This is a genomic window from Tenggerimyces flavus, assembly GCF_016907715.1.
In the GTDB taxonomy this organism is placed as follows: Bacteria; Actinomycetota; Actinomycetes; order Propionibacteriales; family Actinopolymorphaceae; genus Tenggerimyces; species Tenggerimyces flavus.
The window spans coordinates 3,842,229-3,867,373 of the sequence record NZ_JAFBCM010000001.1; the positions used below are offsets into that span (position 1 = coordinate 3,842,229).

Here is a 25,145-nt window from a genome sequence, read left to right on the forward strand (position 1 = left end):
GGCCCATCAGTTGAGCTACAGGCGCACCTTCGACCACTTCTGTCCGCCGTCCGTCGTACGGAACAGCTTCCCGTCGAGGTCGAGCACGTAGCCCACGTTCTTGTTGGTGAACCCCGCGAACGTCGGCTGGCCCAGCTCCTTGATCGGAACGGTCTGGGACTTGCCCTGGTCGGACAGGATCTCCACCTGCCCGGGCACGGCGATGATTGTCGACGACGAGGTCCGGGCGCCGACCAGGACGGTGTTCGGCAGCGACTTCTCGGCCTCGACCGGATCCCACGAACGCCCAGCGTCGTGCGACACGAACACCGCAGCCGCGGTGCCGGTCGGGCAGCTCAGCCAGACCGAGTCCGCCGTCACCGACAGCGTTCCGCCCGACAGGTCCGGCGAGCACGGCGAGGCGAAGCGGGAGAACTCCGCGCCGCCGTTCGACGACGCCGCGGTCACGCCCTCGTCCGTGGAACGGTCCGCGATCACCACGATCGAGCCCACCACGGCCAGGTCGCTGGGATCGGAGAGCTCCACGTCCAGCTCAGTCCACTCGTCGGACGCGACCGGCGAGCCCCAGGCTGACCACTTGTCGCCGTCCTTGACCAGCGCGATCGCCCGGCCGGACGCGATCTCCAGCCGCTCGACCTTGCCGGACAACGAGTCCACCTTCGACCACGTCGAGCCGCCGTCGTGGGTGGCCCACAGCGCGCGGCCGTACGCCCAGCCGTTGTCGCCGTCGACGGCGAACCGGATCGAGCTGATCGAGTCGGCCTTCAGCTCGTTCGTCCCCGCCGCGACCGTCGCCTCGATGGTCGCGACCGGCGTGAACGTCTTGCCGCCGTCGGTGGTCGTCATCACGTCGGCGGTGCCTGTCGTTCCCTTGCCCAGCAGCCAGAACCTGTCCGGGCCGGCGGCGGTGAGCGACACGGGAGTGAACTCGGCGATCTCCTGGTTCCTGAACGTGTCCCCGGTGGTGTCCGTCGACTCCGGCGACGGGCCGGCGTCGGCCGGGCCAGGCTGGCTCGACCCAGCCGCGCCCGACTCGTCCTGCAGGGCCTTTTCCTTGCCGTCGCTCGCCACGGTCACGTTGCCGTTGCCGTTGGGCAGCACGTTCGCCAGGTAGCCCACGCCACCAGCCCCGCCTGCCACGACGAGGACGGCCGCGGCGGTCAGGCCGATGTTGCGACGTACGCGACGCCGCTTGGCGCCCTCACGCACCTTCCGCAACGTGCTGTCGGTGTCGGCATCCACCCGCCAGCTGTCGTCGCTCAGCAGGTGACGGACACGGTCCTCTAGGGGGTCCACGTGGCGTCCTCCTGGTTGGGCAGTTGGTCCCGCAGCTTCGCGAGAGCCTTGAACGTCTGACTCTTCACCGTTCCGACCGAGCAGCCGAGCATCTCCGCGACCTGCCGTTCGGACAGGTCCTCGGCGAACCGCAGCACGATCACCGCGCGCTGCTTGCGCGGGAGCGACGACAAGGCGGTCTGCAGGGCCTGGTCGGGGACCTTCATGTCGGCGTCCTCGACCCGGTCCGGCACCTCGTCGGTGAGGTACTCGCGGCGTCGCTTCCGCCAGATGCTGACGTTCCGGTTGACCATGGTCCGCCGGACGTAGCCCTCGGGATCGTCGCGTTGCCGGAGCCGCGACCAGGAGTTCAGCGTACGTTCGAGCGCGTCCTGGACCAGATCCGCCGCGGCGTCGGCGCTGCCGGTCAGCATGTGACCGAACCGCAGCAGCTCGGGCATCCGGTTCCGCACGAACGCATCGAACGCCTCCTCCTCATCGCTCCGCACTCGAGTCCTCCCGCCTCGACCGGCGGCTGTGACCATGGACGCACAGCCCTCACCAGTAGGTTGCCCGATGCCTACCGTAGGTTGCCGTATCGGGTACCGAACCTGCGCGAAACGCGCCCTGTACTGCACAAATAGGCACACCTAGGTACGAAAATAGCTCGACGTGACCGCTCGCGCGGCGCGTACGGTGCCCTCATGCGCGCGTTGATCCTGTCTGGCGGCTCCGGAACGAGGCTGCGGCCGATCACGCACACGTCGGCCAAACAGCTGGTCCCGGTAGCCAACAAACCCGTGCTCTTCTACGGCCTGGAATCGGTGGCCGAGGCGGGGATCACCGAGGTCGGGATCGTCGTGGGGGACACCGCCGAGGAGATCCAGGACGCGGTCGGGGACGGGTCGCGGTTCGGGCTGGATGTGACGTACGTCTCGCAGGACGCGCCGCGCGGGCTCGCGCACGCGGTGATGATCGCCCGCGACTTCCTCGGCGACGAGGACTTCGTCATGTACCTGGGGGACAACTTCGTCATCGGCGGCATCGCCGATGTGGTCGCGTCGTTCCGTAAGGAGCGGCCGGACGCGTCGATCCTGCTCCAGCACGTGCCGAACCCGTCCGCGTTCGGCGTGGCCTCGCTGGACCCCGACGGGCGGGTCGTGCGGCTGGAGGAGAAGCCGAAGGACACGGAGAGCGACCTCGCGTTGGTCGGGGTCTACCTGTTCACGCCGGTGATCCACGAGGCGGTCCGCCAGCTCGTGCCGTCGGCGCGCGGCGAGTACGAGATCACGGACGCTCTGCAGTGGCTGATCGATCAGGGGCGCGACGTGGCCTCGACCGTGATCACCGGATACTGGAAGGACACCGGGAACGTCGCGGACATGCTCGAGGTGAACCGCTCGGTGCTGGAGACCCTGACGCCGTCGACCGCGGGCGAGGTCGACGCGGAGTCGGAGCTCATCGGCCGGGTCGTGCTCTCGCCCGGCGCTTCGGTGGTCCGGTCGCGGATCGTCGGGCCGGCGATCATCGGCGCGGGGACGCGCATCGTGGACTCGTACGTGGGTCCGTTCACGTCGATCCAGCACGACTGCCGGATCGTCGACTCCGAGATCGAGTACTCGATCGTGCTGCACGACTCGTCGATCGAGGGTGTGCGGCGGATCGAGGCGTCGCTCATCGGCCACCACGTGGAGGTCACGCCGTCGCCGCGGATGCCGCGAGCGCACCGGTTCGTGCTCGGCGATCACAGCAAGGTGCAGATCAGCTCATGAGGGTCCTGGTGACGGGTGGCGCGGGCTTCATCGGGTCGCACTTCGTGCGTACGTTCGCGGGCGACGTCACTGTGTTGGACAAGCTCACGTACGCGGGCAATCTGGCCAACCTCGCTCCCGTTCGTGACCGGATCTCCTTTGTCCATGGGGACATCTGCGATGCGGCGCTGGTCGACTCGGTGATGGGCGGGCACGACGCGGTCGTGCACTTCGCGGCCGAGTCGCACGTCGACCGGTCGATCCGCGGCGCGGCGGACTTCGTGCAGACGAACGTCGTGGGGACGCAGACGTTGCTCGACGCTGCCCTGCGGCACGGGGTGGGGACGTTCGTGCACGTGTCGACCGACGAGGTGTACGGGTCGATCGACGTCGGCTCCTGGCCGGAAACCGATCCGGTGCGGCCGACCTCGCCGTACGCCGCGTCGAAGGCGTCGAGCGACCTGATCGCGCTGTCGTACCACCGCACGCATGGGCTCGACGTGCGCGTGACGCGGTGCGCGAACAACTACGGGCCGTACCAACACCCGGAGAAGGTGATCCCGCTGTTCGTCACGACGCTGCTCGACGGCGGGCAGGTGCCTTTGTACGGCGACGGGCTGAACGTGCGCGACTGGCTGCACGTCTCCGACCACTGCGCGGGGATCACCGCGGTGCTGGAGCGGGGGCGGCCCGGTGAGATCTACAACGTCGGTGGGGGTTTCGAGCTCACCAACCGCGAGCTCACCCAGCGGTTGCTCGACGCGTGTGGGCGGGACTGGTCCAGCGTGCGGTACGTCGAGGACCGCAAGGGACATGATCGGCGGTACGCGCTCGACTGGTCGAAGATCGCTGGGGAACTGGGCTACGCGCCGGCGGTCTCGTTCGACGAGGGACTGGCCTCGACCGTGGCCTGGTACCGGGACAACAGGTAGTGGTGGTCGCGATGACCCGGTGGCTCGTCACCGGCGCGGGTGGGTTGCTCGGCCGCGAGGTGGTCGCCCGGCTGGGCGCGGTCGGCCTGGTGCGGGCGGAGCTGGACGTCACGTCCGATTCGGCGGTGCGTTCCGCGTTCGACGCTCATCGGCCGGACGTCGTGGTGAACTGCGCGGCCTGGACGAACGTGGACACGGCCGAGACGCATCCGGCGGAGGCTTCGCTCGTCAACGCCGAGGGTCCGCGCGTGCTCGCCTCGGCCAGCGCTGAGGTTGGTGCGCGGTTGCTGCACATCTCCACCGACTACGTCTTCGCTGGATCCGCTGATTCGCCTTACTCTGAAGCGGATCCGACCGGTCCGGTGAACCATTACGGCCGTACCAAGCTCGCCGGCGAGCATGCCGTCCTCGCCCACGGCGGCACGGTCGTCCGTACCGCCTGGCTGTTCAGTGCGGACGGCGCGAACTTCGTCACCGCGATGATCCAGCAGGAACGCGAGCGCGAGTACCTCGACGTCGTCGCCGACAAGCGCGGCCAACCCACCTGGACCCGCGACGTCGTCGACCACCTCTCGGCCGCCGCCGACTACGGACCCGGCGTCGTGCACCTGACGAACGCGGGCGACGCCACGAGGCACGAGCAGGCCCAGGAGGTCTTCCGCCTGCTGGGCAAGGATCCCGAACGCGTCCGCCCGATCTCCTCGTCGGACACGCCCGACCGCGCGCCGCGCCCGACGTACACCGTCCTCGCCAACCACCGCCTCCCGCCGCTCCCGCACTGGCGCGAGGCGCTCCGAGCGGTGGTCTATTCACTCGGTGTATAGTCCCGGCATGTCCACTGGCAGTCCGGTCGGGCGTACCTTGCTCGGCCTCCTCGAAGAGCGGCCGTCGTACGGCTACACGCTCAAGCAGCGCTACGACGAGCTGTTCGCCGCGCACAAGCCGCTGGCGTTCGGCCAGGTCTACGCGACGCTCGGGCGGCTCGAGCGTGACGGGTTCGCCGAGGTCGTCGGCGTCGAGACGGGGGAGGGGCCGGAGCGCCGCCGGTACGCGATCACCAAGAACGGTGTGACCGAGCTGGAGCTGTGGATCGCGGCACCTGAGCAGCCGATCGCGTTCGGGCAGAGCACGTTGTTCGTCAAGACGACGTTGGCGCTGCTCTCCGGGCGGCCGCCGCATGTCGTCCTCGACGCGCAGCGGGCGATTCACCTCGCGCGCATGCGGGAGCTGACCCGTGCCCGCGCGGACGCCGACGTGGTGAGGCGGCTCGCGCTGGACTACGAGATCGCCCATCTGGACACGGATCTGCGCTGGATAGAGGAGACGGTCCAGCGCCTCGAACGGGGGGACCTGGGATGACCGCACGACTCGTCGGCAGGGAGCTGAGCCTGGCGTTCGGCGCCACGACCGCGTTGGACGACCTGTCGATCGACATCCAGGCAGGGGAGATCGTCGCGGTCATGGGTCCGTCGGGCTCGGGGAAGTCGACGTTGCTGCACTGTCTCGCGGGGATCTTGCGTCCGGACGGAGGAGAGGTGCTGTTCGAGGACCGTTCCGTCACGGGACTGTCCGAGGGTGCGCGTAGCGCGCTTCGGCTGCGGTCGTTCGGATTCGTCTTCCAGTTCAGCGATCTCCTGCCTGAGCTGACGTTGCGCGAGAATGTCGTTCTCCCGCTGCAGCTCAACCGTTCTCCGCGGGATGCGATGCGGAAGGCGTCGGGTCTGCTCGAGGCGTTGGAGATCGACGACATCGCCGGCCGTCGTCCCGCCGAGGTGTCGGGCGGACAGGTCCAACGTGCCGCGGTGGCGCGTGCCCTCGTGCACGAACCGTCGGTCGTGTTCGCCGACGAACCCACCGGAGCGCTCGACTCGGTGGCGGGCGAGCTCGTCCTTACGGCGTTGATCAAACTCGCCCGGAGCAACGGCGCGAGCGTGGTGCTCGTTACCCACGACCATCGGGTGGCCGCGCACGCCGACCGCGAGGTCATCCTTCGTGACGGGAGGGTGGCGGCATGAGCCCGGAGTTTCGTCTCGGCGTCCGGCTGGCGGTGGGGACCGGCCGGCGCGAACGGCTCCGCGCCGGACTCATCGTCGGAGCCTCGGCGCTCGGGGTGTTCGTCCTGCTCGCCACGCTCGCTGTGTCGCATGCGGAGGCGGTGCGGTGGGGTCAGGACTTCGACATGTCGCACCGGCTGCTGCTCGCGGTCATCGTGGTGTTCCTCGCCATGCCAGTACTGGTGTTGCTGGCGACCGTCAACCGGCTGTCGGCGTCAGTGCGCGACCGCCGGCTCGCCGCGCTTCGGCTGCTCGGACTGCCGCCCGGCCGGACCCGGCTCGTCGCGGCAGTGGAGGCCGGCACGCTCGCTCTGGCCGGTGTGGTGGTGGGAACGGGGCTGTTCTTCGCCGTCCGTCCCGTCGTCGGTGTGCTCTCGCTCGCGGGCCGGCGCTACCCGGTCGTGGACTTCCTGCCGCCGGTGGTCCAAGTGCTCGCGGTCGTAGCCGGTGTGGTCCTCCTTGCAGTGCTCGTGTCCCTGGCCCCGACTCGCGCCGTGACAGCCCGTCCCCTGGCGACCCGCGCCGACGGGCCAACCCGCCGCCCGAGCCTGTTGCGCCTGGTTCCGTCGCTCGCGGGCGCGGCGATGCTGGGGTACGCGTTGCTCCGGAACGACGAGGCCAGCAATGTGTGGGAGGTGCTCGGTCCCTTCCTCGTGGGAACGGTGTTGACCGGTGTGGGCCTGCCGATCGCTGTCCCGGTGATCGTCCGAGGGCTGGCAGATGTCCTTGCCCAGTTGACGAAACGTCCCGCGGCACTGATCGCGGCTCGGCGTCTTCAGCTCGAGCCCACCGGAACGACTCGCGTGGTCGCGGGACTGCTCATCGCGCTCTACCTGGTGACCGGCGCGCAGTGCGTGATTGTGATGTGGGAGCGCACGCCTCAGTACATCGATTCCTACCACAATGCCTACATCGGCCCACAGCAGATCGGTTTCATGCCGTCGGACAAGCCCCTTCCGCCCATCGACCAGCTCACGGACCGCCCCTATGTGCGACAGATCATCGCCGCGCACACGTTCCAGCCGGACTGCGAAGGGTCGGGTTCGTTGTGCGTCACCGAGGTCTACCTCGGAACCTGCGCTGAGCTGACTGTCCTGCTGGCGTCCGCCACCGGCTGCCGCGACGACCAGGTGTCCTGGGTCGGCACGAAGGCGTTGACCGGCGAGAACAGGCCGCCGGCCGGCGATCCCCTCGAGCTTCGACCGGCTCGCGGAGACGGAGTACTCACGGTCGAGGCGCCGTCGACCGAGATCACCTGGGACTCCGAGAGCGACTATCCGGCGGTCTTCCCGACTCTGTTCGTCCCCCGTGATCACCCGGGCGCCGAGGTGCTCCTCGGCGACGAGCACAGGACGTGGGTCGTGATCGCCGATCCCGGCCGGGAGGTCTGGAACGCCGTCTATGACGATGTCCTGGCGGTCACCGGCGGGCTCGACTTCGGCATGAGCATGCCCGACTGGGAGGTGCTGGACCAGGTCGCCGGCTACCGGGTGATCCTGTGGGGCGTCACCTCGGTCGCGGTGTTCGTCGGGCTGATCGCGTTCGGCATCGCCGCGATCGACCGGGCGGTCGAGCGGCGCCCGCAGGTGGTGGCACTCAGGGCTCTCGGTGCGCCGAACCGCCTTGCCCGCCGTGCGCAGCTGCTGCAGACCCTCGTTCCGCTGGGCCTCGGGTTGCCGCTCGCCGGAGGGCTCGGGTTGCTCGCGGGCAGCAGCTATCTCGCGTTCGACGACGAGACCGCGTATCTCCCGTGGGCATCAGTGCTCGGCCTCGTCGCAGCGGCCGTCTTGGCGGCTGTGCTCGTCGCTCTCGCGACGTTGCCCGCGGTTGGCGGACGGCTTAGTCCTGAGCAGCTTCGTCGCGAGTGACGAGCTCGGCGTGGAAGTTCAAGCAGTCCTCGTACCTCGGCAGCAGGCCTTCGGCCTCGGCCAAGGACAGGGCGGCGGCGTCCTTGTCGGACAGGATCGGCTCGACTTCGCGCGGCCAGGGGATGGCGAGGTCGGGGTCGAACGGGGAGACGGCGTGCTCTCGTTCGGGGGTGTACGGCGATGAGCAGAGGTAGATCACGGTGGCGTCGTCGGTCAACGAGACGAAGCCGTGGCCCAGACCTTCGCCCACGTACACCGAACGGCGGGTCGCCTCGTTCAGCTCGACGAACTCCCAACGCCGGTAGGTCGGAGACCCCACCCGCAGGTCGACCACGACGTCCAGCACCGCTCCACGCACGCACGTCACCAGCTTCGCCTGGGACGGCGGAACGTCCGCGTAGTGGAGACCTCGCACCACCCCGCGTGCCGACACGGAGCAGTTCGCCTGCGCCACCGTGAAGGAATGCCCAACAGCAGCACGGAAACCCGAAGACGAGAACCAGACGTTGAACGACCCGCGCGCATCCGGGATCACCGGCGAGTCGACGACGAAAGCGCCGGGAATGGAGAGGGGCTGCACCTACCTAGACTGCCGCACGCGCCCGTTGGACCGCAGCTCGAATACGGTGCCGCCAGTTGCTCGGCAGCCGATCCACCACGCGTACGCCAAGGCGCTTCAGGCCCGGCCGCGCGATCGCCGCACGGGCCGCGCGGCGCGACAGGTCCGTCACGAGCCCGATCCGGTCCCCGCCGACGAGGTACGCCCGCGAGCGCTGGTCCACCTCGAGTTTGCCCAACGGCACCTCGGGTCCCAGCTCGCCGTCCAGCAGCCCGATCACCTGCCACTTCCCGGGCCGCAGCCGCAGCAGCGGGCCGGGGGAGTCCGCACCGAGGTCGGCGATCAGCCGCGCCCGCGGGCCGGCGGACTCCAGCCGCGCCGGCAGCATCACCGAGGTCGCCCGCGAGCCGTCGTCTCGTATCACCACCTGCGCCGGCAGCGAGCCACTCCCGCGCCGCGACACCACGGGCAGCCCGAGCTCCAGCCGCCGCCCGTTCCCCGGACCGGGGATCGCGTGCGCATGGGACAGGGCCTGCGCCAGCCCGAGAGCGTGCCGGCCGACGTCCACGCTGAGACCGCCGCCACCGGTGAAGAACGGGATCACCACCTGCGCGGGCCGCCCCAAGGCCGCCGGCAGCAGCTTCGCGGCCAGCGTGTCAGACGACGACGCCCCGAGCCGTACGCGCCGGTCCAGCCCGAGCATCCGCACCTGCACCCACAGATCCCACGACCCCGGCGGCAGCACCCGCTTGCCCGCCACGCGCTCGGGGTCGAGCGTCGCCTTGCCGCGGAACGTGACCGCGCACCGCGTTCCGTCGCCGGCCGACTCGCCCTCGTCGACGTGCAGCTCGAGCTTCGCCGGCACCGTCCAGTCCGCGCCGGACTCGGCGTTCCGCAAGGTGATGTCGACCCGGAACCCGGACAGCTCCTTCGTGACCTCGCCGGCCTCCCAGTCGAGCAGGCCAGCGCTGAACTCCGGGTCGACGAAGTACTGCCCGCCGCGCCGCAGCAGCCCCAGCGGTACGCCGTCCGTGCCCTGGGTGAGGACGGCCGACAGCGTCAACTCCAGCTTGCCGTCCACCCACTCCAGATCGGAGAGCGTCGCGTGCGCGTCGACGGAGGCCGCCCGCCGGCCCAGCTCGATCAGGGCGTCGAGCCGCGTCGCCCGCAGCAGGTCCGAACGCATCCGCGAGATCGCCGGCAGCGCACCCGTCAGCTCGGCCGGGAACAGCTCCGTCGCAGCGCGCTGCAGCTCCGCCAGGAGGGCGTCATTGCCTTCCTGGATAGGCGGAATCCGGCCGAGCAGCTCGGCTCGGTAGATGCGGCGCAGCACCGCGAGGCGGAGGTCGTTCGGATGCGTACGGGACTCCACGACCTCGACGAGCTCGCGCAGCCCGGCGGTGTGCTCCAATGCGTCGACAGCCGGAACGACAGGCCGGGCAGGAGCCTGGTAGCACACGAAGTCGCCAAGGAGAGAGACGATCTGGGCGGCGAAGTACGAACGGAGCAAGAAGATCTGGTGCGCGAGCGGCCGACCGGCCGAGCCGCATCGGAGCCGCTGCTCGTCCAGGAATGCCTTCCGGAACAGCTGCCCCGACGACACGATCTCGTACAGCGGGAAGTCGTGGATCGTCACCTTGTCGCGCACCCCGTGGACGAGCGAGGCGCCCTCGATCGGATCCGGCGACGACTGCTTGCCGATCACGAGGTCGGCGAGGTTGCGGTGGCCGAGCTCGTACAGCTTCGCCAGCGCCTCGCGGGGGAGTGTCGCGCCGGGCTCGACCAGCTGGACGTACTCGCCGGTCGCCGCGGCGACACCCGCGTCCCAGGCCTCGTCCCACGGCGCCGAGACCGGCTGGTCCGGGCCGACGAGGAGGATCTCCAGTTCTTCGGCCGGAAGGGTCTGTGCCCGCACTGACGCGAGAGTAACTTGCAGGTCAGACGCGGATTGGCGAGCAGGAACGATGACGCTCACCTTGACCGGCATGACCTTGGACCTCGCAGGAGATGGCTGGCTGACGGGAACGGACGAGTCCCTACGAGGCTAACCCGCCGCACCGGTCACCGCATGCGCCGGGGACCCCGGACCGTCGTGCATAGTGCCACCGATCGGCCCCGGTGCAACCGGGAGGGGGCATGCCATTCGGACAGGCCGGCCGGGGATGACGGAGAGCGTCGGCCAGCGCGCGCAGCGCGCGTGCGCGCGGCGCCCCGCGCCCGGCTGGGCGTGGTGCAGGAGGAACTCATATTGGTTATATGGGTGACGAGCTGGACCGCGGCCAGGCGGGATGTGGGGTGTCGCGCGCCCGGCGATATCCGGCAGACGCGGCCGGGGCACCCTGAGTTCACTCCCTGTGGTCGTCCCGATAGGTTGCGGAGTCCGCCGAGGCCGCCGCAGTTCACGAGCACAGATCTAGTGAGGACACGCACCCGTGCCGCCCGCCACCGAACGGGGTCCCGCGTCTCCGCAAGGGCGCACCGCATCGATCGTCGCGAGCCTGCTGGTCCTCGCCTACGCCGCACTCCTCGTCGGCGCCGCCATCCCCTCGGCCTGGACGTTCCTCGCGGCCGCCGTCTGCTGCGCCGCGCTGGAGATCGCCTGGCGCCGGTTCGCCCCGAGTGCGTCGTCGTACTTCGCCAGCCTCGGCGCCGGCGGAGCCTGGCGTGCGCTCGTACGAGGCGTGGCGCTCCTTGTCTTCCTGGTCCGCACCGACCAGACCCGCTGGATCCTCCTCGCCGCCGCGGCGCTCCTCGCGATCCAGCTCCTGCGACTGGCCGGCTCGGCAACCGCCGACCTGATGAAACGGCGCCGCACGATGCCGATCGTCAGCCGCGGCTTCGATCTCGCGCCCGTCCGCGTACCCAAAGCGCTCCCCGCGGTCTTCACCAGGCACACCGAGGACCTGCTCGCGCTGCCCGACGTCCTCCTGCTCGCCGGCGCCACCGCGGCCGTCCTCACCGGCTCGATCCGTGAGCTCGCCATCGGCGCGGCGGCAGCCGTTTCCCTCGCCCTGGTGGGGGTTTGCGTCCTCGGCGTGGGGGCACTCGCGATGGGACGAGTCCCCGCCGAACGGTTCACCGCCGCCATCCAGCGCGCGCTCGGCAAGGTCGCACCGAACGTCGCCCTCTACTTCGGGGGAAGTCCGGAAACCCTGTACCAGTTGGAGATGTGGGTCGAGACGTTCGAACACCTCGACGTTCCGACCGTCATCCTCGTCCGCGACCGCGACACCCTGCGCAGGCTCGGCCCGACCCGCGTCCCCGTCCTCTGCGTCGAGAGCAGCCAGGAGCTGCGAGAGCTCGACCTGCCCGCCCTGAAGCTCGTCGGGTACGTCGCGCACGACGCCAGCAACGTCGACCTCCTCCTCCGGCGCGGCACAAGGCACGTCTACCTCGGCCACGGCGACAGCGACGACCCCGCGCACTGCACGCCGTTCCTCAAGGCCTACGACGAGGTCTGGACCTCCGGGCCAGCCGCGGCGGAACGGTTCCGCGCCGAAGCGCTCGAGCTCACCGCGATCACAGAGATCGGCCACCCGCGCCACCCTGACGCCGATCGCCCGAGGCCCGACGAGGCGGACGAGGGCGACGGGCTCACCGTCCTCTATGCCCCGACTTGGGAGGGTGCTGGCGGCGAGCCGTCCCCCTCCTCGGTCGCGGTCTGTGGTCCCGACCTGGTCCGCGCCCTCCTCGACCAGGAAGGCGTCCGTGTCCTGTATCGGCCGCACCCGCTCCTCGGCACCCGCGACGAGGCGACGGCGAACGCGGACCGCGAGATCGTCGCGCTGCTCGACGACGCCGCCGTCCCGCAGCCCGCCGAGGTCCCCGACGGCCTGGAAGCGGCCCGAGACGACCTCGACGTCGCACGCGCCGCTGCGGTCACCACGAGGTCGGAACGCGTTGCCGCGTTGGAAGTCTGGGCCCGCAAGCAGCTGCGACCGAACGACGAGCGCACCCACCGCGTCGTCCCCGGTCCGCCGTTCAGCCTCACCGCCTGCTTCGAAGCGGCTGACGTCCTGCTGTGCGACGTGTCGAGCGTGGTGTCGGACTTCGTGGCGAGCGGCAAACCGTACGGCGTGACGAATCCCGCAGGCCTGGATCCCGCCGCCTTCGCCGTTCGCTACCCTTCGAGCCGCGGCGGTTACTTGGTCGATGCCGACGGTTACGGACTGTCGGGTTTGCTCTCCGCTGGTCGCGGACTCGGCGATCCCGCCGCGGAAGTACGTGTTGCGGTACGCCTCGAGCTGCTCGGGCCGGAGCAGCCCCCGGCGATGGACCGACTGCGCGCGCAGGTGGCGCGGACGGTCGAAGGGGTCACACTCGCCAGCAGTTGAGCAGGTGGCAGGTGGGCAGGTCAGCGATCGAGGTGTCGGAAGAAGGGTTGGCCGTGCTGGACTCGCTCAAGCGTCGTGGCTCGTTGCTGGTCGGCGCCGTGCTTCTGGTCGTGGCGTACGCCTCCGTGGTCCTCACCGCGGTCCTCGCCACACCGCTGCTGTTCACGTTCGCGCTGCTCGCGGCCGTCGCCGCCGACACCTTTGTCGACCGCCGGATGCCCGAGTTCACCGCAGCGCTCCGGCGCGTCCAGTTCGGGCTCACCCACCGGGCCTTCGTGCTCGCGTTCGCGGTGCTACTGATGGCCGCGATCGTCGGACGGCCGGGGCTGCTCACGTTCGCCGTGCTCGCGGTGGCCGTGGTCGCGGCGCGCGTCGGCTACCTCGTGCTGCTCAAGCTGGTCCGGCGGCGCATCGTGCCGGCGGTGGAGGTACGCAACCTCCAACTCCCCACGAAGTTCATCCCCGTCCACCTGCCGCGGGTGCTCGAGGACGACGTCAGCCTGCGGCTGCACGCGCTCGGCGCCCTCGCGCTGCTGGGCGGCGTGCTCAGCGTGCAGTGGGACGCGGCATGGGTCTTCACCGCGCTCGTGCTCGCGTACCTTGCCGTGGTCGGCGGTGCCTGCGTCGTGCTCGTCCGCTGGCTGCTGTGGCTGCGCCGCCAGCCCAGCCGGCAGGAGCTGCTCGACGCGGTGAGCCAAGCCCTGCGGGAACGCCAGACCGAGGTCGTCCTCTACTTCAGCGGCTCGGCGAACGCGACGTACCAGGTCGACATGTGGCTCTCCACACTGTCGCGGATGCGCCGGCGCGCGGTGGTGCTGGTGCGCGAGCGGCACGCGATCAAGCAGCTCGCGCGGACCGACGTCCCCGTGGTCTGCGTGCCGGGCGCTGTCGACCTGATGGGCTTCGCGTTGCCGCAGGTGCAGGTCGCGTTCTACGTCGCGCACAGCAGCAAGAACATCCAGTTCCTGCGGGAGCCGCGGGTGAAGAGCGTGTTCATCGGGCACGGCGACAGTGACAAGGTCGGCAGCTTCAACCCGTTCAGCAAGGCGTACGACCAGATCTGGGTCGCCGGCGCCGGCGGTCGCGACCGGTACGCGCGGGCCAAGGTCGGCGTACGCGACGACGCGATCGTCGAGGTCGGGCGGCCGCAGCTCGACAGCATCGAACGGCGGACGAAGCGCCCCGTCGCGCACCCGGACCGGCCGCTGACCGTGCTCTACGCGCCGACCTGGGAGGGCTGGAACGACGAGGAGTTCCAGACCTCGTTGACCGAGATGGGTCCGCAGATCGTCCGCAAGCTGCTCAACGGGCCGATCCCCGTGCGGCTCGTCTACAAGCCGCACCCGCTGACCGGCACCCGCGACGTCGCGGCCCGCGAGGTCGACGAACGGATCCGCGCGCTGATCGCCACGGCGAACGGCGCCCGCACCGTCCCGCCGTCCGCGCAGGCCCGGCTCGACGCGCTGGAGGCGCGGCTCGGCGCCGCCGACGTGACCGTCGACGAGGAGGCGGCGCTCGTCGCCGAGCGGGTGTCGACGTTCTGGTCCGCGCACGCGGGGCACCACCTGGTCGTCACGGAGAAGATGCCGACGCTGTTCGACTGCTTCAACGCCGCGGACCTGCTGATCGCGGACGTGTCGAGCGTGGTCTCGGACTTCATCGCGAGCGGCAAGCCGTACCTCGTCGCGAACCCGAAGGGGCTCCCGGACGGGGTGTTCCGCGAGTCGTTCCCGAGCTCGCGGGCGGCGTACCTGCTGCACCCAGGCGCCGGCGACCTGGAGGAGATCATCGACCGGATCGTCGCGACCGACCCGTTGGCGGCCGAGCGTGACGTGGCCCGGGCGTACCTGCTGGGGCCGGACAAGCCGACGTCGATCGCCCGCTGGGACGCGGCAGTGGACCGGCTGGTCGCCGAGGCGGAGCTGGAGTGGGCGGGCGTTCGCGGCGCTGGCCCGGGCGCCGACCCTGCGGTCGTCCCCGCCGGCAGCCGCTGAGAGTTGAGCCAACTCCACTCAAGCTTGCTGCTTGCGGTCGAACCTGCGTGAGCTAGACTCAAGTCTCCTGCGTTGGCTTGGATGGAGGAACGGGTATGGCTCGAGCGGTCGGTATCGACCTCGGTACGACGAACTCTGTGGTGGCGGTTCTGGAGGGCGGCGAGCCCACGGTCGTGACGAACGCCGAGGGTTCCCGGACGACGCCGTCGGTGGTGGCGTTCGCCAAGAGCGGTGAGGTGCTCGTCGGCGAGGTCGCGAAGCGGCAGGCGGTGACGAACGTCGACCGTACGATCCGGTCGGTCAAGCGGCACATGGGGACGACCTGGAAGCAGCAGATCGACGAGAAGTCGTTCACGCCGCAGCAGATCTCGGCCTTCATCCTGCAGAAGCTGAAGCGCGACGCCGAGGCGTATCTCGGCGAGCCGGTGACGGACGCGGTGATCACCGTTCCCGCGTACTTCTCCGACGCTCAGCGGCAGGCGACCAAGGAGGCCGGTGAGATCGCCGGTCTGAACGTGCAGCGCATCATCAACGAGCCGACCGCGGCGGCGCTGGCGTACGGCCTGGACAAGGGCTCGGACCAGACCATCCTGGTGTTCGACCTCGGCGGTGGCACGTTCGACGTGTCGCTGTTGGAGATCGGCGACGGGGTGTTCGAGGTCAAGGCGACGAACGGTGACAACCACCTCGGCGGCGACGACTGGGACCAGAAGGTCGTCGACTGGCTGGTGGCGCAGTTCAAGAACAAGCAGGGCATCGACCTGGCGGCGGACAAGATCGCCAAGCAGCGGCTGACCGAGGCGGCGGAGAAGGCGAAGATCGAGCTCTCGTCGGCGTCGGAGTCGAACGTCAACCTGCCGTACATCACCCTCGGCGAGTCCGGACCGCTGCACCTGGAGGAGAAGCTCACCCGCTCGGAGTTCCAGCGGATGACGTCGGACCTGCTGGAGCGCTGCCGCCGACCGTTCGAGCAGGTTTTGAAGGACGCGGGCATCCCGCTGGACAAGATCGACCACGTGATCCTGGTCGGTGGGTCGACCCGGATGCCGGCCGTGGCGGACCTCGTGCGCGACCTGACCGGTGGCAAGGAGCCCAACAAGGGCGTCAACCCCGACGAGGTCGTCGCCGTCGGCGCGTCCCTGCAGTCCGGTGTGCTGAGGGGTGAGGTCAAGGACGTCCTGTTGCTCGACGTGACGCCGCTGTCCCTGGGCATCGCGACGGGGCGTTTGGCCAAGGACGGTGGGGTTTTCACCAAGCTGATCGAGCGCAACACGACGATCCCGACGAAGCGTACGGAGATCGTCTCGACGGCGTCGGACAACCAGCCCGCCGTTCTGGTGGAGGTCTACCAGGGCGAGCGGCCGATGGCGGCGGACAACCACCTGCTCGGCAACTTCGAGTTGACAGGCATCGCGCCGGCGCCGCGCGGGGTTCCGAAGATCGAGGTGACGTTCGACATCGACCCGAACGGCATCGTGAACGTGTCGGCAAAGGACACCGCGACCGGGCGTGAGCAGCGGATGCAGGTGACCGGCGGCTCGGCGTTGCCGAAGGACGACATCGACAAGATGATCCGGGACGCCGAGCAGTACGCCGAGGACGACCGCAAGCGCCGCGAGGCCGCGGACCTGCGGGACACCTCGGACCAGCTGGCGTACCAGACGGAGAAGTTCCTTACCGACAACGGCGAAGTGATCCCGGAGGACGCGAAGGCCGAGGTCACCGAGGACGTCGCGGCGCTGAAGAAGGCGTTGGAGGGCGACGACACCGACGCGCTCAAGGCCGCGTTCGACAAGCTGTCGGCGTCGCGGGAGAAGATGGGTGCCGCGATGTATGCCGCCGCTCAGCAGGGTGGCGGCGCGGAGGGCGCTCCGACGGACTCCGCGACGGACGCTGCAGACGACGGCGTCGTCGAGGGTGAGGTCGTCGAGGACGAGCCGCCCGCCGAGGAGCCGAAGGACAAGCCCGCAGGCTAGGGCTCGGAGCGAACGCCCACGACTTGTTGGACAGATCTCGGCCTAGAAGCCGTGATCTGTCCAACAACTCCGCTCCCACAGTCACTGGCGGGCGTCACGGACCAGTCTGAGGGCGTTGCCGGTCCCTTCGCGGAACTCGGTCGGGGACATGCCCACGTACCGGCGGAACGCGGCCGAGAAGTGTTTGCTGGTGGAGAAACCGAGCTCATAGGCGATCGACGTGATGCTGTGCGAACCCTCCGTGAGCAGGTCCTCGGCCCGCTCGATCTTCACCCGCAGGATGTGGTCCTTCGGGCTCGTCCCGAACGTTTTCGTGAACGTCTCGTAGAAGTGCGTCGCCGACATCTGCGAGACGTCCATCAGCTGCGTCACCGAGATCGGTTCGGACAGCCGCCCCTCCATCCACTCCAGCGCCCGGCGGAGGCCCGGGTGCATCGGCAGCCGATCCGCGTCGTCCGTCGACCGCCCGCGCAGCAGGTCGATCAACGCGCTCGTACACAGTGACTGGCGCCACGCGCGGCTGAGGGCGTCGTCGCCGGGTGGAGCCGCCAACACGCGCGTGAGCAGGTCGGAGCTCAACGGCGGAACGGGCCACACCGCGCAGTCGGACTCGACCAGCTGCCGGATCACCCGGGCGAGTACCGGATCCACCGGCTCGCCACCAGGAGCGTCCGCGTTCAACAACAGCCAGAGCAACTCGCCGCGCGGCTGGACGCCGATGCCGGTGACGTACGTACTGCCGGGCCGGATCCGGATCGCCTCGCCCGGGTCCGCGGTCGTCACATGCCCGTCGATGAGGACGTCGAAGCGCCCCCGCAAGGGCAGCGCCAGCACCAGCAGGCGAGCGTGGCGCTGCGGCGGCAGAGGGTCGTGGGCCGCGAGGTAGCGGTAGCGCCCGACGCTCACGAACGGCCCGAGGCCGCGCAGATCGACGATCGTGCGTTCCGAGGTCGACTCCAGATCGGGCACGTCCGAGGCAGCCGGCAGCCGAGCACGGTCGGTCACCGTTCACCACCTCCGCTCAGGCCGACGGGACGCCCGAAAACGTCCGGTGGAGGAATCCGGACGCGCATTCCAGCTTAATCGGACAGGGTGGCGCCATGGAGACCGACCAATTGCCCGCGGGAACGGCAGCCCACGTGGAGGCTCTCGACCGCGACGGCTTCGTCGTTCTCGACAACCTGCTGAGTACGGCCGAGCTCGAGGCTTACCGCACCATCTACGACCGGTTCCTGTCCGGCGAGATCGACGCGGGCAGCAAGCGGAGCGACCTCGGCGCCGGCGCGGAGCCGTCCGTCACGGGCACGGAGAACATCACCCAGATCATGTGGCCGTCCCTGCTCTGCCGCGAGCTCGTCGACCTGCCGCTGCACGCCCGGGGACTGGAGCTGGCTCGCGAGCTGATCGGTGCCGACGCCGAGCTCGACTTCGACATGCTGATCGACAAGGCGCCGAGGACCGCCACCGCGACGCCCTGGCACCAGGACGCCGGCTACTGGGTCAATCTCCCCGACGGACGCGCGGTCTCGATCTGGGTGTCGCTCGACGAGGCGACGTTGGACAGCGGCTGCATGTGGTACGTCCAGGGCTCGCACCGCGGCCCGGTCCGCCCACACCGGCCGGCAGGCAAGGGCGGAGGTGCCATCGAGTGCGAGGGATCGGAGGACGAGCCCGGGGCGACGCCCGTACCGCTCCAGCCGGGTGCCGCGGTGGCACACGTCGGCCGGACGTTGCACTACTCCCGCGGCAACATCACCGACCGGCACCGCCGCGCGTACATCCTGAACTACCGGCCGGCGGCCATGATCGCGCGCGAACGCGAGCTCGGCATGGATCACGGCAAGACGAACAACGAACGCGTCGTACGCAACACCGAGGCACAGTGACGTGGCTGCCACAGACGCTCCGCTGCGCGTCGCGGTGATCGGTGCCGGGTCACGCGGTGCCTTGTACGCAAGGCTGTTCCGCAAGACCGGGCGGGCCGAGGTCGTCGCCGTCGCGGATCCCAATCTCCGTCAGCGCGACCGGGTGGCAGACGACCACGGCATCGCTCCGGACCTGCGGTTCGAGTCCTGGACCGACCTGGTCGCGCGCGGCAAGATCGCCGACGCCGTCATCGTCGCCACGCCGGACCGGCAGCATCGGGATCCGGCCGTCGCCTGCGCGGACCTCGGCTACGACATCCTGCTCGAGAAGCCGATGGCACCTACCGAGGCCGACGCCGAGCAGATCGCCGCTGCCGCGGAGCGCTCCGGTGCGTTCCTGATGGTCTGCCACGTGATGCGCTACACCCCGTACACCAAGGCGATCCGGGCGGTCGTACGGTCGGGCGCCATCGGCCGGATCGCCAGCGTCGAACACCTCGAGCCGATCGGTTGGTACCACTTCGCCCACTCCTACGTCCGCGGCAACTGGTCTCGCGAGTCCGAGTCGAGCTCCATGCTGCTGTCCAAGTCATGCCACGACATCGACTGGCTGTCGTACGTGATTGGGCAACGGGCGTTGAGAGTCTCGTCGTTCGGCTCGCTGCTGGAGTTCCGCCCGGAACGCAAACCCGTCGGCGCCGGGACGAGCTGTACGAGCTGCGCCGTCGAGCCGACCTGCACCTACTCGGCGCTGCGCATCTACCACGGCCGCGGTGCGGGCCACTTCGCCGACATCGTCCGGCGGAAGTCCGAGACAGGCGACCTCCTGGACGCCTTGCAGACAAGCGAGTACGGCCGATGCGTCTACGACGGAGGCAACGACGCCGTCGACCACCAGGTCGTCACGATCGAGTACGAGGGCGGCGCGACGGCCTCGTTCACCGCCGTCGCGTTCGCCGACATCCACGGCCGGCAGACCAGGATCTTCGGCACCGAAGGGTCCATCGAAGGCGACGGAACCTCCTTCACCGTAAGGCAGTTCCAGACCGGAACGGTCACGACGCACACCCCGCGGACCGCCGAGGAGTCCCAGGATCTCGGTGACCATGGTGGCGCCGACGGCGACATCGTGGCCGAGTTCCTCGCTGCCGTAGCTGGAGATGTCGCGAAGGAAGAGCTCAGCGGACCGGACGCCACGCTCGAGACCCACCGCATCACCTGGGCCGCGGAACGCTCGCGGCTCGAGGGCGCGGTCGTCACGTTGAACGGAGCAGCAGGGTGATGAACCGACGCGGCCTTCTCAAGGGCCTGACGGGCTTGGGTATCGGGGCCGCCCTGGTGGGCTGTTCGAGCAAGGGCGGCGGCGGAGGTGGAGAAGGCGACGCCGAGAACGCCGAGATCAGCTTCGGCCTGTGGGACAAGATCGTGGCCGACATGGTGCGCAAGAACCTCCCCGCGTTCAGCAAGGCGCATCCAGGCATCCGCGTCACCGTTCAGGACACGCCGTGGGACGGGTACTGGTCCAAGCTGCAGACGCAGACGAGCTCCGGTACGGCCCCCGACGTGATCTGGATGAACGGCCCCAACTTCCAGCTGTACGCGGGAAACGGCAACCTGGAGCCGCTCGACAGCATGGTCGACGACAAGTCGCTCGTGCCCACGAACTTCCCCGCGCCCCTCCTCGACCTCTACACGCTCGACGGCAAGCTGTACGGCGTTCCGGGCGTCTACAACGCCACCGCGCTCTGGTACAACACCGCACTCTTCGACGCTGTCGGGGAGGAGCACCCGAACGACAGCTGGACGTGGGAGACCGTGCAGAGCACCGCTGACCGCATCAAGAAGAACAGTAAGGGCGTCTACGGGATAGCGTTCGAACTCGGCAGCGGTGAGGTCAGCTACTACAACACGATTCACCAGGCCGGCGGCTTCGTCATCTCCGAGGACAAGTCCACGTCCGGCTACGACAAGCCCGAGACCATCGAGGGACTGGAGTACTTCGCGAGCATGATGCGGAACGCCTCGGCGCCGTCCATCAACCAGCTCAGCGACCAGGATCCCGACGACTGGTTCGGCAGCGGCAAGGCCGCCATGCTCTACGGCGGCGCGACCTCCGTCGCTACCTTGGCGGAGTCGCCGCAGGCCAAGAACATCAAGCTCGTCCACCTTCCGAAGAAGGTCAACAGCGACTGCGTCGTGCACGGCGTCGGGACCTCTATCAGCGCCTCGTCCAAGAACAAGGCCGCCGCGCGCGTCTTCTGCTCGTGGGTCGCGTCGAAGGAGTTCTCCGAGCTGCTGGGTGGCACCGGTTCGACCATCCCGCCCTTCGCCGGCAGCGAACAGTCCTACCTCGCTGCCCGTCCGGAGTTCGACCTGAAGGTCCTGATCGACGCGGCGAAGACCGGCTATCCCTACCCGTGCTCCAAGAACACCACGGCGTGGTCGAGCCTCGAGCCCAAGGTGCTTGCCGACCTCTGGTCGGGAAAGGTCGACGCGAAGTCCGCCGGAACCGAGCTGGCCAAGCAGATGAACGCCCAGCTCGCCAAGGGCTGAGGTGCACAAACCAGGGTCGTCGACCGGCGTCGCCGTGAGGCTCGTACGGGCGCGCCGGCAGCACGACGGCTGGGTGCCGTGGGCGTTCATCTTCCCCACCGTGGTGGGGATCTCCGCGTTCTATCTGTGGCCCACGCTGCAGTCGGTCTACTTCTCGTTCACCGAATGGGGGCCGTTCGGCGGGACGACCTGGATCGGGGCGGAGAACTACCTCAGGCTGGCCGGCGATCCGCAGGTCCTGAAGGCGCTCGGCAACACCGCGCTCTACACCGCGGTCACGCTGCTCTCGATCCCGCTCGCGATCTGGTTGGCCAGCCTGCTGAACCGCCCGGGCCTGCGTGGTCGGACGTTCTTCCGCATCCTGTTCTTCCTGCCGGTCGTCACCGTGCCGGCCGCCATCGCGATGGTGTGGAAGCTGATGTTCAACGGCGAGTTCGGCGTGATCAACTACGTGCTGTCCCTGGTCGGGATCACCGGACCGTTCTGGCTGCAGACACCCGTCGTGAGCATCGTCGCGGTCGCCGTCGTGGGGATCTGGACCACGCTCGGCTTCAACATGATCATCCTCGGCGCCGGTTTGCAGACCATTCCGGACGAGCTGTACGAGGCCGCCGAGCTCGACGGCGCCAGCCCGGTGCGGAGACTGCTGCACGTCACCGTTCCGCTGCTGACCCCGAGCATCTTCTTCGTCACGACCATCACCGTGATCGCCTCGCTCAAGGTGTTCGACCTGGTGTTCTTGATGATCGGCCCGACGAACCCCGTCATCGACGACGCGCAGACCCTCGTCTATCTCTTCTACGACGAGGGATTCCTGGTCAACGACAAGGGATACGCCGCCGCCATCGGGGTCGTCGTCCTCCTCGTGATCGCGGCCGTGACGCTCGTCCAGTTCCGGCTGCAACGCAGATGGGTGCACTATGAGTAGCCGTCGAGGTGGATCGAACGTCGTCGCCTACGTCGTGCTCGGCGTCGGTGGACTGCTGATGGTCTCTCCGTTCCTCTACCAGATCTCGGCGTCCCTCATGACCAACGCCGAGGTGACCGCGATCCCCAAACGGCTCCTTCCGGAGACGATCCAGTGGGGGAACTATCCCGCGGCGCTGGCGGCCTTTCCGTTCTGGGACCAGCTGCGCAACACCGTGCTGTTCACGGTCATCCAGACGGTCTGCCAGGTGCTCTTCGCGTCGATGGCGGGGTACGCGTTCGCCCGGCTCAAGTTCGCCGGCGCCAGGCCGATCTTCGCGATCCTGCTGTCCATCTTGATGATTCCGGCCGAGCTGCTGCTGATCAGCCAGTACCAGATCGTGCAGAACCTCGGTCTGCTCAACACCATCGCGGGACTCGTCGCACCCGGGATCGTCACGGTCTTCGGGACGTTCATGATGCGGCAGTTCTTCCTGGGCCTACCGCGCGAGCTGAGTGACGCCGCCAAGATCGACGGGGCGGGACCGGTGACCACGTTCGTCCGCATCATGCTGCCGCTGGCCATGCCGGGTGTGAGTGCCCTCGCCATCATCGTGGCGATCAGCTCGTGGGGCGCGTTCCTCTGGCCGCTCATCGTCGCGACGTACAGCGAGAACATGCCGCTCGCCGTCGGCATCGCCTCGTTCGCCGGCGAGCACGAGACCGACTACCCGCAGATGATGGCGGCGAGCCTGGTCGTCATGCTGCCCGTCATGATCTTCTTCGTCGCCCTGCAACGACGCGTGATCGCGGGCCTCGCGTTCTCCGGCATCCGGGGCTGACCTCACCTGGAGAGGGGCCGACCGTGGCCGATGCGGCGGACGTACCGACCGTGATCAACGTGTCCGGAACGATGACGGCGCTGGGCGCCTCGATCGCCGGGCCGGAGGTCGCCGCGGCGATGGTGGCGATGCTGCCTCGCTTCGTACGGATGAGTGAACTGCACGCGCTGGCTGGCGAAACGGTCGCGGCGGCCACGGGCGCCGAGGCGGGGTTCGTCACGGCCTCGGCCAGCGCCGGCATCACGGTCGCCGTCGCGGCGGCGATGACCGGCGCCGACCTGAGCCGTGTCGAGCAGCTGCCCGACACCGACGGCTTGCGGAACCGGGTCGTGCTGCAGGCGGGTCACAACTGCCACTACGGCGCGCCGCTCTCGCAGGCGGTCCGACTCGCGGGGGCGAGGGTCGACCTGGTGGGAACGGCGACCCTGGTCGGCGAGCACAACGTTCGGGACGCGCTGTCGGAGCAGACCGCCGCGGGCCTGTTCGTCGTCTCCCACCACGTCGTCGGCTACGGCCAGGTCCCGCTCGAAAGGTTCAGCGCGCTGTGTCACGAACGCGGCGTGCCGGTGATCGTCGATGCCGCCTCGGAGTACGACCTCCGCGGCTTCCTGACCGCCGGTGCCGACGTCGTCGTCTATTCGGCGCACAAGTTCCTCGGTGGACCCACCGCGGGCATCGTCGCGGGTCGGCGGGACCTCGTCCGCGCCTGCGCCCTGCAGAACGCCGGCATCGGGCGAGGCATGAAGGTCGGCAAGGAGTCGATCGCCGGAACGATCGCGGCGTTGGCGGCCTGGGACCGGCGCGACCCGGCGGCGATCCGCGCCCGCGAGACGGCAGCGCTTCGGTCGTGGAGCCAGGCGCTCGCGGAGACGCCGGGCGTCACGACCCGGATCGTGCCCGACCCGACGGGCAACCCGCTCGACCGCCTGCTCGTCGTCGTCGACGCGGCCGAAGCGGGCGCGTCCGCACGTGACGTGGCTGCGGCGCTGGCGGCGGGATCGCCGGCCGTCGTCGTGCGCGATCACGAAGTCGCCAACGGCTGGTTCCAGCTCGATCCGTGCAACCTGCACGACGGGCAGGCGGCAGTCGTCGCGGAGCGGTTGAGGAACGTCTTCGCCGCCGCGCGGCGAGGACAGCTCTAGCTGGTCGGCTTGTCCTCGGGCTCGGAGGTGTCGGTGTCCGCCTCGTCCTCGTCCTCAGAGTCGGCCTCTGCCTCGGCTTCGTCCTCTTCGTCTTCGTCGTCGAGCTCGTCGTCGGTGAGCGGGAAGAGCTCGTCCAGCCAGTCCTGCCAGTCACCGGAGAGCTGGTCGACCACCTCCTCGTCGGCAACCTCCTCGCCGTACAGGTAGTGGTAGATGCTCACCGTGCAGGGCTCGTCGCCGTCGACCGCGAACCGGTGCAGGCCGTTCTCTGTACGGATGCCGAGCAGCTGGTGGGCGACGACCGCGTCGACCGTGCCGGTGATCTCCTCCGGGCCTTCCGGCTTCAGCTCGATCGACGCCTCGACGGCGAGCTCGCCCTCGACGTTCAGCGCCGCGACCAGCTGGGTCCAGGCCACTTCCGCGCTGAGCTCCGGGCTCGCACCGGCGACGGTGGCCGCACCGGGCTCGCCGGGGAAGTGGGTGAGGTACGCGGTCAGGTTGCCGAGGAACAGGTCCCAGCCCTGGTCGTAGCTCGCGAACTCCGCGTCCCACTCCTCGCCCTCGGGGAACCCGCTCTGGACGAAGGTGAGCACGCTGGTCTCGGGCTCCTCGTCCGCCCAGTCGTCGGAGTCCTCGGAGTCTTCGGCTGCCTCGTCGGCGGTGTCCTCGGACTCCGCTGTGGGTTCCTCGACCTCCTCGACCTCGTCGGCCACCGGCTCCTCGACGACCTCCTCGGTGGCGTCCTCGGCGTCCTCGGTGTCCTCGTCCATCTCGCCGTTCGCGGAGACCGCGGCGATGCGGAAGTCGTACAAGTAGTCCGGCTGGTCCGGCGATTCCAGCGGGAACCGCCCGTACGCGAACCGCTCACCCTCCTGCCACACCAGCACCCGGCCGTCCAGTCCCGGCCCGAGGCTCACCAGGCCGCCCTCACCGGGGAAGATCTCGTGCGGGACGTACCAAGCGGAGATGCCGGGCCCAGTCGCGATCGCCTCCCACACCTGCTCCGGAGTCGCGGGGAGCGCGACCTCCTTCTCGATCCGTCGGGCGTCGTCGTCCACCGGGGCTCCTTCTCCATCGCGGCCGAATGGGAATGG

At 69.3% G+C, this 25,145-nt stretch carries 21 protein-coding genes; 15 read left to right on the forward strand and 6 right to left on the reverse strand.

The window, feature by feature from the left end; genetic code table 11:
- Window positions 1-15 precede the first annotated feature (15 nt).
- Complete coding sequence (locus JOD67_RS17980; RefSeq protein ID WP_205118761.1) at window positions 16-1,296, reverse strand: beta propeller repeat protein; 1,281 nt, start codon at window positions 1,294-1,296, stop codon at window positions 16-18.
- Window positions 1,284-1,784, reverse strand: a complete 501-nt coding sequence (locus JOD67_RS17985) for a SigE family RNA polymerase sigma factor (protein ID WP_205118762.1) — start codon at window positions 1,782-1,784, stop codon at window positions 1,284-1,286. Before JOD67_RS17985 ends, JOD67_RS17980 begins: the two co-directional genes overlap by 13 nt.
- A 195-nt stretch (window positions 1,785-1,979) precedes the next feature.
- On the opposite strand from JOD67_RS17985, the gene JOD67_RS17990 reads away from it, so the two are divergent.
- From JOD67_RS17990 to JOD67_RS18015, 6 genes are read left to right on the forward strand one after another with little or no spacing between them, the layout of a single operon-like run.
- Entirely contained in the window at window positions 1,980-3,047 is a 1,068-nt protein-coding gene (locus JOD67_RS17990; protein ID WP_205118763.1) for a glucose-1-phosphate thymidylyltransferase, read from the forward strand.
- Window positions 3,044-3,958, forward strand: a complete 915-nt coding sequence (gene rfbB / locus JOD67_RS17995; RefSeq protein WP_205118764.1) for a dTDP-glucose 4,6-dehydratase — start codon at window positions 3,044-3,046, stop codon at window positions 3,956-3,958. The genes JOD67_RS17990 and rfbB overlap by 4 nt, the downstream gene beginning before the upstream one ends.
- 11 nt (window positions 3,959-3,969) lie before the next feature.
- Window positions 3,970-4,782, forward strand: coding sequence for a dTDP-4-dehydrorhamnose reductase (gene rfbD / locus JOD67_RS18000; RefSeq protein WP_205118765.1), 813 nt, complete (start codon window positions 3,970-3,972; stop codon window positions 4,780-4,782).
- A 7-nt stretch (window positions 4,783-4,789) separates the two neighbouring features.
- Window positions 4,790-5,317 (forward strand): PadR family transcriptional regulator, encoded by a 528-nt coding sequence (locus JOD67_RS18005; protein WP_205118766.1) that lies wholly within the window; start codon window positions 4,790-4,792, stop codon window positions 5,315-5,317.
- Complete coding sequence (locus tag JOD67_RS18010) at window positions 5,314-5,973, forward strand: ABC transporter ATP-binding protein (RefSeq protein WP_205118767.1); 660 nt, start codon at window positions 5,314-5,316, stop codon at window positions 5,971-5,973. Before JOD67_RS18005 ends, JOD67_RS18010 begins: the two co-directional genes overlap by 4 nt.
- Entirely contained in the window at window positions 5,970-7,880 is a 1,911-nt protein-coding gene (locus JOD67_RS18015; RefSeq protein ID WP_205118768.1) for an FtsX-like permease family protein, read from the forward strand. Before JOD67_RS18010 ends, JOD67_RS18015 begins: the two co-directional genes overlap by 4 nt.
- Here the strand turns inward: JOD67_RS18015 and rfbC are convergent.
- Both rfbC and JOD67_RS18025 read right to left on the reverse strand, forming a co-directional pair.
- Window positions 7,852-8,460 carry a dTDP-4-dehydrorhamnose 3,5-epimerase gene (gene rfbC, locus JOD67_RS18020; RefSeq protein WP_205118769.1) on the reverse strand — a complete coding sequence of 203 codons (609 nt, stop codon included), beginning with the start codon at window positions 8,458-8,460 and terminating at the stop codon, window positions 7,852-7,854. The two genes, JOD67_RS18015 and rfbC, sit on opposite strands and share 29 nt — an antisense overlap.
- 4 nt (window positions 8,461-8,464) lie before the next feature.
- The gene (locus JOD67_RS18025) at window positions 8,465-10,354 is read right to left on the reverse strand and encodes a glycosyltransferase family protein (protein ID WP_205118770.1); all 1,890 of its coding nucleotides are present in this window, start codon (window positions 10,352-10,354) and stop codon (window positions 8,465-8,467) included.
- A gap of 517 nt (window positions 10,355-10,871) precedes the next feature.
- On the opposite strand from JOD67_RS18025, the gene JOD67_RS18030 reads away from it, so the two are divergent.
- The 3 genes from JOD67_RS18030 (at window position 10,872) to dnaK (ending at window position 16,743) form a co-directional block, all read left to right on the forward strand.
- Window positions 10,872-12,773, forward strand: coding sequence for a hypothetical protein (locus JOD67_RS18030; RefSeq protein ID WP_205118771.1), 1,902 nt, complete (start codon window positions 10,872-10,874; stop codon window positions 12,771-12,773).
- A gap of 11 nt (window positions 12,774-12,784) precedes the next feature.
- Window positions 12,785-14,767, forward strand: a complete 1,983-nt coding sequence (locus JOD67_RS18035) for a CDP-glycerol glycerophosphotransferase family protein (RefSeq protein WP_205118772.1) — start codon at window positions 12,785-12,787, stop codon at window positions 14,765-14,767.
- A 95-nt stretch (window positions 14,768-14,862) separates the two neighbouring features.
- The gene (gene dnaK / locus JOD67_RS18040) at window positions 14,863-16,743 is read left to right on the forward strand and encodes a molecular chaperone DnaK (RefSeq protein WP_205118773.1); all 1,881 of its coding nucleotides are present in this window, start codon (window positions 14,863-14,865) and stop codon (window positions 16,741-16,743) included.
- An 81-nt stretch (window positions 16,744-16,824) separates the two neighbouring features.
- Here dnaK and JOD67_RS41945 read toward each other — a convergent pair whose 3' ends face one another.
- The gene (locus JOD67_RS41945) at window positions 16,825-17,748 is read right to left on the reverse strand and encodes an AraC family transcriptional regulator (protein WP_205118774.1); all 924 of its coding nucleotides are present in this window, start codon (window positions 17,746-17,748) and stop codon (window positions 16,825-16,827) included.
- A 95-nt stretch (window positions 17,749-17,843) separates the two neighbouring features.
- Here JOD67_RS41945 and JOD67_RS18050 point away from each other — a divergent pair, with 95 nt between their 5' ends.
- Genes JOD67_RS18050 through JOD67_RS18075 form a run of 6 tightly spaced genes read left to right on the forward strand, consistent with a single transcriptional unit; the run spans window position 17,844 to window position 24,051 of the window.
- Window positions 17,844-18,629 carry a phytanoyl-CoA dioxygenase family protein gene (locus JOD67_RS18050; protein WP_205118775.1) on the forward strand — a complete coding sequence of 262 codons (786 nt, stop codon included), beginning with the start codon at window positions 17,844-17,846 and terminating at the stop codon, window positions 18,627-18,629.
- A gap of 1 nt (window position 18,630) precedes the next feature.
- Entirely contained in the window at window positions 18,631-19,890 is a 1,260-nt protein-coding gene (locus JOD67_RS18055) for a Gfo/Idh/MocA family protein (protein ID WP_205118776.1), read from the forward strand.
- Window positions 19,890-21,161 (forward strand): ABC transporter substrate-binding protein, encoded by a 1,272-nt coding sequence (locus tag JOD67_RS18060; protein ID WP_205118777.1) that lies wholly within the window; start codon window positions 19,890-19,892, stop codon window positions 21,159-21,161. Before JOD67_RS18055 ends, JOD67_RS18060 begins: the two co-directional genes overlap by 1 nt.
- Before the next feature lie 34 nt (window positions 21,162-21,195).
- Window positions 21,196-22,089 (forward strand): carbohydrate ABC transporter permease, encoded by an 894-nt coding sequence (locus JOD67_RS18065; protein WP_205118778.1) that lies wholly within the window; start codon window positions 21,196-21,198, stop codon window positions 22,087-22,089.
- Window positions 22,082-22,909 carry a carbohydrate ABC transporter permease gene (locus JOD67_RS18070; protein WP_239553900.1) on the forward strand — a complete coding sequence of 276 codons (828 nt, stop codon included), beginning with the start codon at window positions 22,082-22,084 and terminating at the stop codon, window positions 22,907-22,909. The genes JOD67_RS18065 and JOD67_RS18070 overlap by 8 nt, the downstream gene beginning before the upstream one ends.
- A 23-nt stretch (window positions 22,910-22,932) precedes the next feature.
- Window positions 22,933-24,051 carry an aminotransferase class V-fold PLP-dependent enzyme gene (locus JOD67_RS18075; RefSeq protein WP_205118779.1) on the forward strand — a complete coding sequence of 373 codons (1,119 nt, stop codon included), beginning with the start codon at window positions 22,933-22,935 and terminating at the stop codon, window positions 24,049-24,051.
- Here the strand turns inward: JOD67_RS18075 and JOD67_RS18080 are convergent.
- Window positions 24,048-25,109 carry an SRPBCC family protein gene (locus JOD67_RS18080; RefSeq protein ID WP_205118780.1) on the reverse strand — a complete coding sequence of 354 codons (1,062 nt, stop codon included), beginning with the start codon at window positions 25,107-25,109 and terminating at the stop codon, window positions 24,048-24,050. The two genes, JOD67_RS18075 and JOD67_RS18080, sit on opposite strands and share 4 nt — an antisense overlap.
- Window positions 25,110-25,145 lie beyond the last annotated feature (36 nt).

Bases quoted from the DNA above. Each gene is read 5' to 3' on its own strand.
- dnaK (WP_205118773.1), top strand. From the start codon at position 14,863: ATGGCTCGAGCGGTCGGTATCGACCTCGGTACGACGAACTCTGTGGTG.
- JOD67_RS17990 (WP_205118763.1), top strand. From the start codon at position 1,980: ATGCGCGCGTTGATCCTGTCTGGCGGCTCCGGAACGAGGCTGCGGCCG.
- rfbB (WP_205118764.1), top strand. From the start codon at position 3,044: ATGAGGGTCCTGGTGACGGGTGGCGCGGGCTTCATCGGGTCGCACTTC.
- JOD67_RS18010 (WP_205118767.1), top strand. From the start codon at position 5,314: ATGACCGCACGACTCGTCGGCAGGGAGCTGAGCCTGGCGTTCGGCGCC.
- JOD67_RS18005 (WP_205118766.1), top strand. From the start codon at position 4,790: ATGTCCACTGGCAGTCCGGTCGGGCGTACCTTGCTCGGCCTCCTCGAA.
- rfbD (WP_205118765.1), top strand. From the start codon at position 3,970: ATGACCCGGTGGCTCGTCACCGGCGCGGGTGGGTTGCTCGGCCGCGAG.
- JOD67_RS18050 (WP_205118775.1), top strand. From the start codon at position 17,844: ATGGAGACCGACCAATTGCCCGCGGGAACGGCAGCCCACGTGGAGGCT.
- JOD67_RS18060 (WP_205118777.1), top strand. From the start codon at position 19,890: ATGAACCGACGCGGCCTTCTCAAGGGCCTGACGGGCTTGGGTATCGGG.
- JOD67_RS18015 (WP_205118768.1), top strand. From the start codon at position 5,970: ATGAGCCCGGAGTTTCGTCTCGGCGTCCGGCTGGCGGTGGGGACCGGC.
- JOD67_RS18070 (WP_239553900.1), top strand. From the start codon at position 22,082: ATGAGTAGCCGTCGAGGTGGATCGAACGTCGTCGCCTACGTCGTGCTC.